This is a genomic window from Vaginisenegalia massiliensis (assembly GCF_900604935.1).
Lineage (GTDB): Bacteria > Bacillota > Bacilli > Lactobacillales > Aerococcaceae > Vaginisenegalia > Vaginisenegalia massiliensis.
Genome location: NZ_UWPC01000004.1, coordinates 169,808 through 185,582, shown reverse-complemented (window position 1 = coordinate 185,582; position 15,775 = coordinate 169,808). Strand labels below are relative to the sequence as shown.

Sequence of the window (15,775 nt, the reverse complement as noted above, 5' to 3'; positions counted from 1 at the left end):
ATCGTTATTCTATAAATAGACTAACATAGAATAATTTGTCTAGCCAGTAAAACCAGCTAGACAAATTAGTATTATATGACTATTAAAATTAGATCATTGCTGCGCCGACAAGTAATACTAAGCTGATTACTACTAACATAGCAACCAATTTAGTTGTGAATTTCCACCATGTAGAAATTTCAATACCAGCGATAGCTAATGCACCCATAACAACACCTGATGTAGGAGTAATTAAGTTAACCACACCACAAGCAGCTTGGTAAGCAGTTACAACTAATTCTTTAGGAACGTCAGCAAATTGTCCTAAAGGTGCCATGATACCCATAGTTGCAGCAGCTAAACCTGAAGTTGATGGGATTAAGAATGACATTGGGATATAGAATAAGTAAGTAAGAACAGTGAAGACACCAGCAGAGAAGCCTTTAAGTCCTTGTTCACCCCAGTGAAGAACAGTAGCAGTGATTTGACCGTCGTTCATGATAACTTGGATACCACGAGCTACTGCACAAATTAAAGCAACTGATAATAAGTCTTTAACACCAGCAATAAATACATCGATGAAACGTTCTTCTTCAATACCATAGAACATACCTACTACGATTGACATTAAGAAGAATAACATAGTGATTTCAATCATATACCAGTTACCTAATGCCAATGAAGATTTACCAATTAAAGCACCTAAGAATGGAGTGTTTAATAAAGCAGCATGAGTATTTTCAAAGAATGTGAAGTTTTTATTTAAAACAGTCCAAGGAATTAAACCTAAGATCATAACTAAGAAAGTTAAACCAAACATCCAGATAACAACTTTTTGTTTACCTGTCATATCAGGAGTATCTTCTGAAACCTTGAATTTTTCACGGTCAGCTTCCATGTGATCATAGATATAAGATTGAGTATTGTCAGCTTGAACTTTTTTAGCATAGCTAGAAACATACCAAGCACCTAAAACATAGGTTACAACGAAAAAGATTAAACGTAAGCCCATACCGTCAGCCATAGAGATACCAGCTGCATCAGAAGCAACACCAGTAGCAAATGGGTTAACAGTTGAAGCCAAGCAACCTAATGCAGAACCGATAAGTACTACACCTACAGCTACTAAGGCATCCATTCCAACCCCTACCATCAATGGAATTAATAATGGGTAGAATGCCATTGTTTCTTCAGCCATACCATAAGTTGATCCACCTAAAGCGAATACTAACATTAACGCCCAAATTAATTTAGAAACGTTGTTTTTGTTGTTTTTGATCATTGAAGCGATACCAGCATCAATTGCACCTGTTTCGTTAACGATTCCTAAGAATCCACCGATAACCATGATGAATAAAGATACTTGAACCGCACCTGTAGTTGCTTGTGAACCGTTGAATCCTTCAGTTCCTAAGAAACCTAAGATTGGTGCACAGAATACGTTCCAAAGACCTTGAGGTGATTGTTTAACTGCGTGATATGTACCTTGAATGAAGTTACCAGCTTTATCTAAATCATAAGCCCCTGCAGGAATAATCCAAGTAAGGATAGCCATGACAATGGTAATGATGAACAAAATAGTAAATGAGTTCAGCATTTTGCGTTTTTTCTTTTCCATTTTCTCACTCCTAACAAATAGTTGAATAATAAAAAATTAGTTCACATAAAATAATCTGAAAGCGCTTAATCAAGTGCAGTCATTCATAAGATGAGATAAAAAATTATAATAATGATTTGTTATTTTCATAACAAAAATGATCAGGATTGTCATTACTTACAATCACAATCCTGATCACTCAATCTGTGTTGATTTGTAATCACTCAGTTAACTTTATTTAGTTAAAGCTGAATTATTAAACACGAGGAATGAATAAGTTACCGTTAGTTGCAGCCATGATAGCTTTGATAGAGTGCATACGGTTTTCTGCTTCTTCGAATTGACGAGCGTGTTTTTCGTCGCGGAATACTTCGTCAGTAACTTCCATTTCTTTAACACCGAAGCGTTCAGCCATTTCAGCACCATACTTAGTTTCTGTATCGTGGAATGCTGGTAAGCAGTGTAAGAAGATGTAGTTTTCATTTTCGATTAAGTCAGTTAATTCTTTATTGATTTGGTATGGTTTCAATAATTTGATACGTTCTTCAAATTTATCTTCTTCACCCATAGATACCCAAACGTCAGTGTAAAGAATGTCTGCATCTTTAACTGCTGATTTGATATCAGAAGTTACAGTTACAGTTGAACCAGATTCTTTAGCAAATTTTTCAGCGTAATCGATAACTGATTGTTCTGGGAATAATTCTTCTGGAGAAGCGATAGTAACTGATACACCTAACATAGAACCAGTAACTACTAAAGAGTTAGCCATGTTGTTACGTCCATCACCACAGTAAACTAATTTTAAGCCTTTTAATTTACCGAACTCTTCTTTGATTGTCATGAAGTCAGCAATCATTTGAGTTGGGTGCCATGCATCTGTTAAACCATTCCATACTGGAACACCAGAATATTTAGCTAATGCTTCAACGTGTTCTTGGCTGAATCCACGGAATTCGATTCCGTCGAACATGCTTCCGAATACTTTAGCTGAATCTTCAACAGATTCTTTTTTACCTAATTGGATGTCGCCAGCGCCCATGAATTCTGGGTAAGCACCTAAATCGTTACATGCAACAGTGAATGCTGAACGAGTACGAGTAGATGATTTTTCGAATAATAAGCAGATGTTTTGACCTTTTAAGTATTCGTGTGGAATGTTACGTTTTTTAAGGTCTTTCAAGTGAATACTGAAGTCAATTAAGTATTCAAGTTCAGCTGGTGTGAAATCTACTTCTTTTAATAAACTACGTCCTTGGAACATATTCAAACCCCTTTTATTTTTTATTTTTTAGAAAATTAGATGTCTTCACGTTGGATTGGCATAGACATGCAACGTGGGCCACCACGACCACGAACTAATTCGCTTCCGCGGATCTTGTGTAATTTCAAGCCATATTTTTCTAATTTAGCGTTAGTTACAGTGTTACGGTCGTAAACAACAACTTCACCTGGTGCGATAGTTAATGTGTTAGAACCATCGTTCCATTGTTCACGAGCAGCAGCAACGATATCGCCATCACCACAAGGGATTAAAGTAACTTTATCTAAACCTAAAGTTTCAGCTAAAACTTCGTCAAGTTTAGTAGAGTCTTTTTCTTCGATAACAACTTCACCGTTTGCGCCTGGTTTTAATGATAATACACGTAATCCAGCTTCAATTTCTGGGTGGATAGTGAATTTATCGTAGTCAACCATTGTGAATACTGTATCTAAGTGCATGAATTTACGGTTTTCGCCGATTAAGAAAGCAAGTACTTCTTTGAATTGACCAGCTTTGAATAAACGTTCAGCAACTTTTTCGATTGAACGAGAATCAGTACGTTGAGAGATACCAACAGCTAAAACATCTTTAGATAATACTAATTCGTCTCCACCTTCGATACGAGTGTCTTCGTCACGGCTGTAGAACATTTCTACGTTTCCGTTTCCGTATACTGGGTGATAAGTGAATACGTATTTACCGTATAAAGTTTCACGGTTACGAGTATCTGAGAACATGTGGTTTAATGTAACACCGTTAGCCATAGTAGCGAATGGGTCACGAGTGAAGTATAAGTTTGGCATTGGATCTACCAATAATGGATAGTCAGTTTCGATTAAGTCAGCTAAAGAATTCAAATCTTCAGTGTTGATTTCAGATTTTTTGAATCCTTCCATAGTTTTAAGAACCATATCGAAAGTATCCATAGCCATTAATTTATCTTTAACGATTTTTTGAACGTTTTTAGATACGATACCTGATTCAGCTAACCATTCATCTAAGAATTGTTCTTTAACACCAGCAGCATCGATAGCTTCTGCAGCTAATTTTTCTAAATAAAGTACTTCTACTCCATTTTCAGTTAAAACTTTAGCAAAGTTATCGTGTTCTTTTTGTGCTTCTTCTAAATAAGGAATATCATCAAAAAGCAAACGTTCTAAGTAGTCAGGCATTAAGTTTTCTAACTCTTTACCTGGACGGTGAAGAACCACTTTTTTCAATTTTCCGATTTCAGAAAATACGTGTACTGGTTTTGTAAATTCCATTTTACAACTTCCTTCCAAAAATTTTTTTAGTAATTGCGCTTACTATGTGTATAGCATAACAGTCGGACGGAAACGCTTCAACAGTTTATTTAACATTGTGAATGAGAAATATATCTCATTAAGAGAAGTTTCTTAGAACATTATTAGAATGCTTAGTTATCCGCTTTCAAATAATTCAAATTTCTAGTGAATCATTCATAATTTTGCCTCGCTGTCAAGAAATGTTTTCAACTAACGAATCCTATCCCACCGCTATTTTGTGAAATTTTGCATTTACTATTTCACTGAACAAAATCCCTTTTATCCTAAATTCACTACTAATGTTAAATGAGAAATATATCTAAAAATTAAAATCGTTATAGTTGTCTCATTTACCTATGAATAGCTATTATGCTTCTTTATTCATAGTTTACACTAATTGTCCAAAATGACTCATCTATCATGTTGTTGCTCACTCTCAACTTATCGGTCATAATTTAATACTTTTTCAAATAAAAATAGCTTTCGGCTTCTTGAATATCTATCAAGAAGCCAAAAGCCAAACTATTTATTCTCAACAAAACTTTCTTACTATATTAATTGCTTATATTTGACCAAACGACATAAAACGTTGACTATCGTCCATATAAGTCTTCTCACCTGCTGGAGCTTCAATCGAACCAAATGGCATTTGAGCACGTAATATCCAAGATGAAGGAATATTAAAGACTTCAGCTACTCCTTGATCGACTAATGGATTGTAGTGTTGCAATGAAGCACCAATGTTTTCGTTAGCTAAAGCCGTCCACACCGAATGTTGGGCAATTCCAGTCGAATGCTCAGACCAGATTGGAAAATTATCTGCATATAAAGGAAATTGTTCTTGTAGCCCTTTTACTACATCTTGATCCTCAAAGAACAAAACGGTTCCGATTCCGGCAGCAAAACTTGCAATTTTTGCTTTAGTAGCTTCGAAAGCTTCAGCTGGTGTGACTTTCTCTAAGGCACCTAGTGTAATTTCATTCCAAAACTGATCCTTAGCTTGGCCAAATAAAATAACCACACGAGACGATTGTGAATTAAACGCTGATGGACTAGCTTTCACAGCTTCTTTAATTAGATTTTCAATTTGGTTTTGAGTTAGTGAGACATTTTGGCCTAGAGCATAAATGGAACGACGTTCTTGTAATTGTTTAATGTAATTTGACATATTGATATCTTCCTTTCTATTATAAATCCTTTTAATACAGTAGATATAACCTCTACCTTCATATTACTTCGATTTCGAGATACAAGGCAAATTTTTTGCTCACCCGAAAGTGAGCTATTGGTGAGTCTGAGCCACACGCTTTAGCATTTGGCGTAACTGACTAACTTCCTGATCTTCTAAATTAGCAAATAATGCAGAAATTTGAGTTTCATGAATGGGGAAAATTTCATCCATTAATTGGCACCCTTTGGACGAAATGGCCGCATAGGTGACTCGCTTGTCTTTCTGGCATTGCTTTCGTTCTAAAAGACCTTTTGCTTGCAACTTATCAACGACATAAGTTGTTGAACTCGATGCAATTAATATTTTCTCTGCAACTTGCTGAATCGGCAAATCCCCTTTATGATATAAAATCTCTAGAACTGCGAATTCTGTCGTATTCAGACCAAATTTAGCAATTTCACCTTTAAGAATCCGCTCAAACTGATCACTTAGACGCATAATTCCAATAAACGCTTTTAATGAATCTTCTATTCTTGGCATAGTGTCTCCTTTATCTCGAATTCGAAACAATTATACCTTACACCTTTTCATAGGTCAAGCACAAAATTTATTTATTTAATTGAAATGTCATGTTATTTTATATATATTCTATTTTTACAAAGAAAGGGGATGACCTATGCCAAGCTTAGATCAAATTTATTTAAATCATTGTGTTGAAGTCGTTCGACTGACAATGGATGAAAGCAGTCAGCGCGACCTAACAAACCTTGGTTTAATCCCCGGGTGTCCAGTTTCCTTACTTTCTACACGTTCTCAAATTGCAGTTCTTCAATTAAAAGAAAAACGAATCAGTATTGACCGCGATTTCTTAAAACAAATTCAAGTCAAAGAATTGGACACTCGCAATTTCACCAATATTTCCTTAGATCAAGTCAGTGTTGGTAGCTTAACGATTGTGGTAGCTATTAATGGAACGGGACCCATTAATCGTCGATTAATGGATATGGGCATTACTAAAGGAACGCCCATTCGCTTAATCAAAAAAGCTCCCTTAGGTGATCCTCTTGAAATTAAACTTCGAGGCTACACGCTCACCCTTAGAAAGGACGAGGCCCAATCTGTTCTAGTTCTGAAGGAGGTTTTCTCATGACCCCAATGAATATCGTTTTAGCAGGTAATCCCAATTGCGGCAAAACCTCCGTCTTCAACTTATTGACAGGGACTCATCAGTTCGTCGGGAACTGGCCAGGTGTAACGGTCGAACGTAAACAAGGACTTTATCGACAAGATCATAAAACCATGATTCATGATTTACCCGGTATCTATTCATTATCCCCTTATTCACCAGAAGAAGTTGTGGCTCGAGATTATTTATTGTCCCACCATGCAGATGTCATCTTAAATATCGTCGATGCTAATAATCTCGAACGCAATCTTTATCTGACCAGTCAATTAATTGAAATCGGAATTCCTTTAGTCCTAGCCGTTAATATGCTTGATATTGCAGAAAAAAATCAAAAAGTGATTGATCTTGATAAACTCGCCTACCAACTTAATATTCCAGTAGTCGCTATTTCTGGCCTTCATAATCAAGGATTAGATGTAGCGATCAAGGTTTGTCAAAACGTTCATCAAGAAAAAATCAAGACTTCGGGCCTACAGTTCGATTCACGGATAGAAACAGCCCTTAATGAAATTGAATATGAAGTTCACCAACGTTTTCCTGAGCTAATGCTAAGCCGCTGGACCCTTATCAAATTATTTGAACAGGACCCCTTAACAAACCAAAGTCTTCAATTGGATACGTCTTGCCTAAAAGCCATTGAAGAAATCATTCAAATTACCGAGAAAATTTTTCAAGATGATGCTGAAGCATTAGTCATTAATGAACGCTTTGGGCAGTTGGCCCAGATCTATCAATTTGCCGTTCATGAGAAGGAGTTCGATGGACAAAGCATTACTGATAAAATTGATCATCTTGTGACCCACCGGTTATGGGCTTTCCCCATTTTTACGGGCATTATGTGGGCCATTTATTTTCTTTCTATTCAAACGGTCGGAACGATGGGAACTGATTGGCTCAATGACCAATTATTTGGTCAGATTATTCCGACATTTACACAATCGCTTTTAAATGAATGGCAAACAGCCCCTTGGCTCCAAGATCTCATCATTAATGGTATTATCGCAGGGATTGGCTCCGTAATTGGCTTTTTACCTCAATTAATGGTCCTTTTCTTCTGTCTAGCACTATTAGAAGATTGTGGATACATGGCCCGCATTGCTTTTGTTATGGATCGTCTTTTTCGTAAGTTTGGTTTGTCTGGCAAATCCTTTATTCCTATGCTCATAGCAACAGGCTGTGGAGTTCCTGGCGTTATGGCTAGTCGAACCATTGAACAAGAAAGTGATCGTCGCATGACGATTATGTTAACAACCTTTATGCCTTGTTCAGCCAAACTTCCAATAATCTCATTAATTGCTGGGGCATTCTTTCCTAAAGCAACCTGGGTCGCCCCATCGGCTTATTTTGTCGGCATTGCTGCGATTATCCTTTCCGGCATCGGTCTAAAGAAAACAAAGCTTTTTCAAGGGAAAACAAGTCCCTTTATTATGGAATTACCCATATATCATTGGCCACGTCTACAGAATATAGGCCAGTACACTTGGGACCATAGTAAAGCCTTCCTGAAGAAGGCTGGCACAATTATTTATGTGTCATCCATCATCATTTGGTTTATCTCAAATTACAATTTTCTTGGTCAACACGTCAATGAATCCGCAAGTATTTTAGCCGTGCTTGGCAATCTCATTGCTCCCGTCTTTCGCCCCCTCGGTTTTGGCGACTGGCAAGCTAGCGTAGCAACCTTAACAGGTTTGGTTGCAAAAGAAAATATTATTGCTAGCTTTGGTGTTCTCTTCAAACAAAGCACAGTCAGTGAAACTGGCCAAGAAGTTTGGACAGTCCTCCAACAACACTATAGTAAGATTGGAGCTTATTCTTTTTTAATGTTCAATCTCCTCTGTGCCCCTTGTTTTGCTGCCATTGGAGCTATCCATCGTGAAATGGCCGCTTTAAAATGGACTATTTTTGCTATATCTTATCAATGTGGTTTGGCCTACCTAGTTTGCTTTATCTTTAACCAGTTAGCGCTAACTTTCATTGAGCAATCACTAAATTTTAGTCGTGTCTTGGCTTTTATTTCTTTACTTGGCTTAATTTACTTTATTTTTCGCCAACCAAAAAACAAAGACCTATCCTGAAACCATTTACTAAAAGGAGAAATGATTAATGGCTACTTTAATTATTTTTAGTATCATATTAGCATCAGTCGCATGGATTATCTTTCGTCAACTCAAAAAGGGATCTACTTGTGCTGATTGTCAGTGTTCTTGTCCCTTAAACCAAACGAATAAAATGCCACACATTACAAAAATCCACTCTTAAAAAACAAGCGCATCAAGCTCAAGAATGATTTCTTAAAGCTTGATGCGCTTTTGATTATTCTGCAACTATATCCATTAATCAATTACTTATGCAACGCAGAGTACTTGCTGTCCTTTTTATTGATAAATAACTTTATAATCCTTTGTTTGACTATCTTGCTTCAAAAAGTCTTGAATCGTTTTTTTAGCTTGATCTTGTGCTTGATTTAGTAACCCTTTGTCGATAGCTTCTTTAAGAACAATTTCTTTTTGCTTTACAGAAAAGGTTTTATAGTCTGCCACTTCAATCGGATTAAATAAATTATTATCCTCATCAAAAACAGTCATGGATTTCTCATCTAATTCATGAGCTAAAACCTTGGCTTTGGGTAAATGAATGCGAATTTCTTTTCCTTTTATCTGATATTGAACCTGATCTAAGTCAATCCCTGCATTAATAAAACCATCGTATTTCACGACAAAATGTTTCTTAGTAAAAGGTATTTTCCAGTTTTTAATTTGGTTTTGATCTTGGAATGATCCTACCGTCGAGTAGGAGTATTTAGTAGTCGTTAATTCTTTGACCGCTTCTAATTTGGTTTTGACTAATTCAACATTAATTTGGTCGTGGGCCATTTCTTGTTTTTGTTGATAATTGGCATACCAGATTGAACCAGAAGCAAAAGCAAGTAGGACAACGAATAGTGCCGACACAAGCAACAATAACTTTTTGATGTTTTTCATTTTATCCCCCCCTAATCCTCTATCCTTTAGGATGTTCTAAGTATAGGAGATCCTAAGGAGGTCTTCCTCAGTCTTAAGGTTGAATTTTATTGCCAACACTATTTAAACATTATTACTTTAAAATAGCTTCATTTTATGTCTAAGTAGATGAGAGTGTATTGAATAAATAGGTTCCACCTACTAACAAAAAAGACTTAAGCTGAATACTTATTCAGCTTAAGTCTTTCCACTTATAAGGATATTTTTCTAAAATTCAATAGGTTCTTTATGATAATGGCGATATTCAGTTAAATACTTGGTCATCATACTGACAAGTATCTTTTCATTGACTTCTTTAGCATTTTGCAAGTTAATGTTAATTTCACCGAAACCTTTGGATGTATTTTCTATTATTGCTTTCTGCTTTTCACTAGAAAGTAAGTCTAGCACTTCTTCTGGGCGCTTTAAATAAACAGAAACAAACGAATGGTTAATCATATTAACCTTTTCGATTCGGCGAACATTATCCCAACCGATAAGGTTATTTGCCGGTGAGATACTTGTTGAAAAATCATAAAAACCCGCTTCGTTTAAAATAACTAATTCTTTACTCTTAGTTATTTGCTTAACTAAATAATAAGTTCCCCCACCAAAAAAAGCGAGGCCAATCAAACCCATTAAAATAGATGTAAAGGAAAATTCCTTACAGCCAGCAATAAAAACTAAAAAGAATACTAAAGCAATGGATAAAGTTAAGCTAGCAAAACCTAATTGTTTAATTTTACTGCGATATACAATATATTTATTCACTTGATCAATCCTTCATAATATTTGCGTACAATTACCCATTATAATTGTCACTTGAATAGACTGCAAGCAAAAAAATGGCAAATTATTCGACGCAACGCGTCCCAAAAGAATAAATAAATCTATCTCTTGTGGTGGGCCTAACCTAATTCTAATTGTGCTGATTGCTGGGCTGCTTCTAATATCTCCATTACTAAGAGACTGTGGGCTATTTGCTCTCTAGCCACCTCTTGATCATTTTGATCAATTATGCGGCAAAATTCTTTAAACTCAGCCACCATACGATGATTATATTGATTTGCTTGAATTTTTTCAGTTTGTTTGTTTCCTAATTGAATATTAAGCTCGGGTAGAGTATTCGTAGCCCCTACCACTTCAATTGCTCCGTTCTCAGCTTGGATACTTGAGCGAATGGGCCCAGCACAGTCTTTGGCGGCAATACAGGACACTTTGAAATCTCCATAGTCTAAAAATAAAATGCCAGAAGTATCGATTCCTGTTTGGATTGTGGCCGAATAATGGACTCCTTTGGGACGGCCAAATAAGCCTAATACAAAGTGTATATTATAGATATTCAAATCCATCAAGGCGCCTCCCCCTTTTTCAGGGTCGAAAGCAGGCAATATGGTTCCAGCTTTAAAGGCGTCATAGCGTGACGAGTATTGAGAATAATTACAAGAGACTATTCTCACTGGACCTAAATCAGCCAAAGATTCTCTAATTTTTTGATAATTACCTAAATATAATGTGGTAATAGCCTCGATTAAAATTCGTCCTTTAGCTTGAGATAAAGCAACCAATTCTTCTAATTGAGCTAAATTTAAAGTAAATGGTTTTTCGCAAATAACATGTTTTCCTGCTTCTAGAGCCGCTTTGGCAAATTCATAATGCAAGTGGTTGGGAACCGCCACATAAGCCGTATCATAATTATCGTCTGCTAAAAAAGCCTGACGATCAGTATAAATCTGCTCAATGTTATAGGTTTGAGCCAATTTGCCCAATTTTTCTTGACTCCGTGGTGTCCCTAACAAACTCACAACTTCAATATGCTCGATTTGATCTACAATGGACAGGAATTCTTCCACAATCTTTCCTGAACCCATGATTCCTAGTTTCATTACTCCTCTTCCCTTCATTTCGGTCAAGTTATCATCGATTAATTGAGCTAATAAACGACAGTTTGAATGATTTTTTACTATTAATTTAATCTCGCTGAACTGAATTAGCTAACGTTTGTGTTAAATAAAAAACTAAAGTCGCTGCTAAATTTGCTGAATGGTTATCAATATCGTAAGCTGGTGATGTCTCCACAATATCAAAGGAACATAACTTACCACTAGCCGCAATATGTTGAGCGATTAAGATGACCATTCGAGGATCTAGACCCACCGATTGAATAGCTGACACACCAGGTGACGCGGCAGAATAGAAACAGTCCATATCGATAGTGAGATAAATCTGGTCTGAATTGTCCATAAAGGAATCTACCTCTTGATAGATTGATTTCAAAGGGGTCGTATACATATCTAATCCAGTCATAAATTCAATTCCTTGCGACTTGGCAACAAAATCAAATAAGAACAAATTATTTGAATGCTCTTGAATTCCTAAAGCTAAGTATTTGAAATTTTCCTGACTGGCTTTGTTCAAATCATACATTTGTCGAAATCCTGTTCCTGAATTAGGACCCGTTTGATCATAAGGACGCAAATCAAAATGAGCATCAAAATTTATCACAGCAAGCTTCTGTTCGATTGGTTTGCTTGCTCGTAAACCAGAATAATGACCGAAAGCTGTCTCATGCCCCCCGCCAAGGACAATCGGATATAAATTCAATTCCCGCATCCGTTCAATTGCATGCGCTAAACTAACTTGTAAATCACTTAAGGAAGAATTAACACCTTCAATATCGCCAGCATCAAAAACGTGCACTTCACGTCCTAAATGCCAAGGCATCTTGGCTAACTGTTGTCGAATAGCCATCGGGCCTTCAATCGATCCGGGACGACCATGATTGATATACACCCCTTTATCACATTTAAAACCAATAATGGCAAAATTTAAGCCTTGGAAAGGTTCTAACTGCTCATCATTCAAGTCAATCCGTTCCATCACATTGCCCCATTTAGCTGCATAGAGATCATCGGTTTTCTCGAAAAGATAAAAACGTTCCTTCATAACATAATAATCTTTTAACATGCTTTCGCCTCATTTTCAAAATTTTACATTATTAGCCTACCACGACCAAGCTTGAAGGACAATATTTAGCTAAAAAAACACTAGCTAAGTTATTATCTAGTTTGCAAGTATACTCTGCTCAAACTTATAAACTCAGCTAGTCCTATTTTGATTGATTCTATGTTTTAAGGTTATCCTACAGACCCTTCCATTTCGTATGCAATCAGACGGTTCAACTCAACGGCATATTCCATGGGTAATTCTTTAGTAAAAGGTTCTACAAAGCCCATGACAATCATTTCGGTAGCTTCAGCTTCACTTAAGCCTCGACTCATCAAATAGAAGAGTTGTTCTTCTGAAATACGTGAGACTTTAGCTTCATGCTCCAAAGCGACCTGACCATTATGAATCTCATTAAATGGAATCGTATCCGATTTAGATAATTCATCCATTATAATCGTATCACATTCAATATGCGAGATTGATCCCTGTGAATGTTTACCAAAATAAACTTGACCACGATAGTTAACTTCGCCACCGTCTTTGGCAATGGACTTGGATACAATAGAGGATGATGTGTTTGGTGCATTGTGAATCATCTTGGCACCTGTATCTTGCACTTGATTGGCACCGGCAAAAGCAATTGATAACATAGTTCCCCGTGCTCCTGGTTCTTGCAAGTAGACACTCGGATACTTCATCGTTGTCTTGGCACCCAAGTTTCCATCAATCCATTCCATGACAGCTCCTTGGTAGGCATGGGCCCGTTTAGTCACAAGATTATAGACATTGTTAGACCAATTTTGAATGGTGGTATATCGGCAATAGGCATCTTTTTTCACAATTATTTCGACAATTGCCGCATGCAGAGCTGCAGTTGAATAGGTTGGGGCCGTACAACCTTCAACATAGTGAATGCTTGCCCCTTCATCTACGATAATCAGAGTCCGTTCAAATTGACCGGTCCCTTCGTTATTAATCCGGAAATAAGTTTGGAGCGGAATGTCACATTTAACCCCTTTAGGAACATAAATAAAGGTTCCTCCAGACCATACAGCTGAATTTAAGGCCGCTTCAAAATTATCCGTTGGCGGCACGACGGTGCCAAAATGTTCCTTAAAAATTTCGGGATATTCTTTTAGCGCTGTATCCGTATCGGTAAAAATAATTCCTAGTTTTTCAAATTCAGCTTTCATATTGTGATAAACAGCTTCGGATTCATATTGAACCGCGGCACCAGCTAAATAAGCTCGCTCAGCTTCAGGAATACCTAATCGATCAAACGTTTCTTTGATTTCAGCAGGTACCTCATCCCAAGAGCGAGCGGGTTTATCGCTCGCTTTCTGGTAATAAATAATATCATCATAATTCAAGGCAGATAAATCTGGGCCCCAAGTGGGCATCTTTGCCTTATAGAAAGCTTCTAATGATCGCAAGCGATAATCTAACATCCATTGAGGCTCTTCCTTAATTTTGGAAATCGTTCGTACAACTTCTTCGTTCAAACCTTTACCCGTTGAAAAAAGAATTTCGGCGTCATCACGAAAGCCATAAGCATAATCGCCTTTTACTGGTACTTGACTCATCGACTTCCCTCACTTTCTTGACTAGTTTGCGTATTTTGACCAATTGTAAGTCCATCAATCCCACTGGATTGATCTTGCCTAACTGCTACTTCTAAGGCTTTCCAAGCTAAAATAGCGCACTTATACCGTGCTGGAAATTTCTTAACCCCTTCTAATAAGGCAGCATCTTGCAAATCTTCTTCTAAAGCTTGCCGCTGAATAAGGTCAAGCAGCGTCCCTTGCTCATGAGGGCTGCCCCCAATCATTTCATTAAATTGATTGATAAGTTGCTGTGCTTTTTCTAACGTTTGCCCTTTCATGGCTTGGGTCATCATACTGGCGCTCGCCATCGAAATGGAACAACCGTAGCCGGTAAAGCCCACCTCTTTTACACAACCTTCTTCAATTAAACATTGAACTATAATGGCATCGCCACAAGTCGGATTTAACAACTCGGTTTGATGGGTATAATGCTCTAATGGTTGATTGTTTCGCGGATGTTGCGCGTGATCCATGATCACCGCCCGATAAAGTTGATCTAATTTATTAAGCCCCATATTGAAAATACTCCTTCACCTTTCGTGTTGTTTCAATAAAGGATTCAACTTCAGCCATGGTATTATACATAGCTAGACTCGCCCGCAAGGTAGCTGGCACTTGTAAAAGCCGCATTAAGGGCTGAGCACAATGATGGCCTGCCCGAATGGCAATCCCTTCCAAATCATAAGCAGTCGCTGCATCATGCGGATGAACCCCATCTATATTATAGCTCACAATACCATGACCCATTTGATCAAGCGGTCCTTCAGCCATGAGTGTCACACCTTCAACTTGTTGCAAACCTTGGATTAGAACCCGAGTTAAAGCCTCTTCATGTTGCCGAATGACCATCAGTCCATGATTTTGCAAGTACTTCACAGACTCAGCTAAGGCTATAGCCTGAGCAATCGGCGGTGTCCCACCTTCAAATTTCCACGGTGCTTCCTTATAGTTACTGTAAGTGTCAAAGACTTGGTGAATCATTTCGCCTCCAAAATTAAAAGGTTGCGCATCTTCGTGCCATCGTTCGGCTAAATAACAGACGCCAATCCCCGTTGGACCATACATTTTGTGTCCACTAAAACAATAGGCATCCACATCTAATTCTTTGACTGATAGTGTTTGATGGGCTATAGCTTGGGCCCCATCGACCAAAACTAAAATGTCGTGTTGGTGAGCCCAAGCAACAATTGCTTCAAGCGGCTGTTGAATACCTAAAACGTTTGATACATGTTGAATGGCTATCACTTTTAGCTTATTTGTATCCATGACTTGCAAAGCAGCCAAATCCACTTGATAAGTAGCTGTCATAGGGGCAAAGACTAATTCAGCTTGGCTTCGACGTGCAAGTTCTTGCCAAGGAACTAAATTAGAATGATGTTCTAAGCGCGTAACCATAATTTGATCGCCCGGCTGTAAGCGTGGTTGCACTAAACTACGTGCTAAGAAATTAATCCCTGCTGTCGTCCCACTAGTAAAAATAATTTCATTAGATTGAACACCAATAAAATCAGCTAAGATCTGACGACTGGCTTCATATTGTTCAGTCGCACGCTGGGCTAGGGTATGAACCCCGCGATGAATGTTGGCATTATCCTTTTGGTAATAATCCACTAATTGTTGGACTACTTGGTTGGGTTTTTGGGTCGTCGCGGCGTTATCAAAGTAAATCAAAGGCTCCCCTTGAACTTCTTGATCGAGGATGGGAAAATCCTGTCTGATTTGTTCTACGTTCAACAT

General features: G+C 37.5%; 15 protein-coding genes. 3 read left to right on the top strand and 12 right to left on the bottom strand.

What is annotated here, in order from left to right; genetic code table 11:
* Positions 1-88: 88 nt before the first annotated feature.
* From EIH20_RS04140 to EIH20_RS04120, 5 genes are all read right to left on the bottom strand, one after another.
* Positions 89-1,597 carry a YfcC family protein gene (locus EIH20_RS04140; protein WP_124058100.1) on the bottom strand — a complete coding sequence of 503 codons (1,509 nt, stop codon included), beginning with the start codon at positions 1,595-1,597 and terminating at the stop codon, positions 89-91.
* 235 nt (positions 1,598-1,832) lie between these two features.
* Positions 1,833-2,840, bottom strand: a complete 1,008-nt coding sequence (gene argF / locus EIH20_RS04135) for an ornithine carbamoyltransferase (protein WP_124058099.1) — start codon at positions 2,838-2,840, stop codon at positions 1,833-1,835.
* A 35-nt stretch (positions 2,841-2,875) separates the two neighbouring features.
* A complete protein-coding gene (gene arcA / locus EIH20_RS04130) occupies positions 2,876-4,105 on the bottom strand; it encodes an arginine deiminase (protein ID WP_124058098.1) in 1,230 nt (409 codons plus the stop codon).
* A gap of 583 nt (positions 4,106-4,688) precedes the next feature.
* Positions 4,689-5,294, bottom strand: a complete 606-nt coding sequence (locus EIH20_RS04125) for a nitroreductase family protein (RefSeq protein ID WP_124058097.1) — start codon at positions 5,292-5,294, stop codon at positions 4,689-4,691.
* Between the two features lie 114 nt (positions 5,295-5,408).
* Entirely contained in the window at positions 5,409-5,837 is a 429-nt protein-coding gene (locus tag EIH20_RS04120) for a MarR family winged helix-turn-helix transcriptional regulator (RefSeq protein WP_124058096.1), read from the bottom strand.
* Positions 5,838-5,973: 136 nt separating this feature from the next.
* On the opposite strand from EIH20_RS04120, the gene EIH20_RS04115 reads away from it, so the two are divergent.
* Genes EIH20_RS04115 through EIH20_RS08730 form a run of 3 tightly spaced genes read left to right on the top strand, consistent with a single transcriptional unit; the run spans position 5,974 to position 8,745 of the window.
* Positions 5,974-6,447, top strand: a complete 474-nt coding sequence (locus EIH20_RS04115; protein WP_124058095.1) for a ferrous iron transport protein A — start codon at positions 5,974-5,976, stop codon at positions 6,445-6,447.
* Between the two features lie 5 nt (positions 6,448-6,452).
* Positions 6,453-8,561 (top strand): ferrous iron transport protein B, encoded by a 2,109-nt coding sequence (gene feoB, locus EIH20_RS04110; protein ID WP_124058125.1) that lies wholly within the window; start codon positions 6,453-6,455, stop codon positions 8,559-8,561.
* Positions 8,562-8,589: 28 nt separating this feature from the next.
* On the top strand, positions 8,590-8,745 hold the full coding sequence (locus tag EIH20_RS08730) for a FeoB-associated Cys-rich membrane protein (RefSeq protein WP_124058094.1): 156 nt from the start codon (positions 8,590-8,592) through the stop codon (positions 8,743-8,745).
* Between the two features lie 116 nt (positions 8,746-8,861).
* Here the strand turns inward: EIH20_RS08730 and EIH20_RS04100 are convergent, their stop codons facing one another.
* The 7 genes from EIH20_RS04100 to EIH20_RS04070 all read right to left on the bottom strand — a co-directional run bounded on the left by EIH20_RS04100 (position 8,862) and on the right by EIH20_RS04070 (position 15,775).
* Positions 8,862-9,467: a DUF4230 domain-containing protein gene (locus EIH20_RS04100; protein ID WP_124058093.1), complete on the bottom strand. Its 606-nt coding sequence runs from the start codon at positions 9,465-9,467 to the stop codon at positions 8,862-8,864.
* Between the two features lie 246 nt (positions 9,468-9,713).
* Positions 9,714-10,256 (bottom strand): STM3941 family protein, encoded by a 543-nt coding sequence (locus tag EIH20_RS04095; RefSeq protein WP_124058092.1) that lies wholly within the window; start codon positions 10,254-10,256, stop codon positions 9,714-9,716.
* Between the two features lie 137 nt (positions 10,257-10,393).
* Positions 10,394-11,371, bottom strand: coding sequence for a Gfo/Idh/MocA family protein (locus EIH20_RS04090; protein WP_124058091.1), 978 nt, complete (start codon positions 11,369-11,371; stop codon positions 10,394-10,396).
* Positions 11,372-11,456: 85 nt separating this feature from the next.
* Positions 11,457-12,452 carry a formimidoylglutamase gene (hutG, locus tag EIH20_RS04085; RefSeq protein WP_124058090.1) on the bottom strand — a complete coding sequence of 332 codons (996 nt, stop codon included), beginning with the start codon at positions 12,450-12,452 and terminating at the stop codon, positions 11,457-11,459.
* A gap of 170 nt (positions 12,453-12,622) precedes the next feature.
* Positions 12,623-14,017 carry a Fe-S cluster assembly protein SufB gene (sufB, locus tag EIH20_RS04080; protein ID WP_124058089.1) on the bottom strand — a complete coding sequence of 465 codons (1,395 nt, stop codon included), beginning with the start codon at positions 14,015-14,017 and terminating at the stop codon, positions 12,623-12,625.
* Positions 14,014-14,553, bottom strand: coding sequence for a Fe-S cluster assembly sulfur transfer protein SufU (sufU, locus tag EIH20_RS04075; RefSeq protein ID WP_124058088.1), 540 nt, complete (start codon positions 14,551-14,553; stop codon positions 14,014-14,016). The genes sufB and sufU overlap by 4 nt, the downstream gene beginning before the upstream one ends.
* The gene (locus tag EIH20_RS04070) at positions 14,543-15,775 is read right to left on the bottom strand and encodes an aminotransferase class V-fold PLP-dependent enzyme (protein WP_206424098.1); all 1,233 of its coding nucleotides are present in this window, start codon (positions 15,773-15,775) and stop codon (positions 14,543-14,545) included. Before EIH20_RS04070 ends, sufU begins: the two co-directional genes overlap by 11 nt.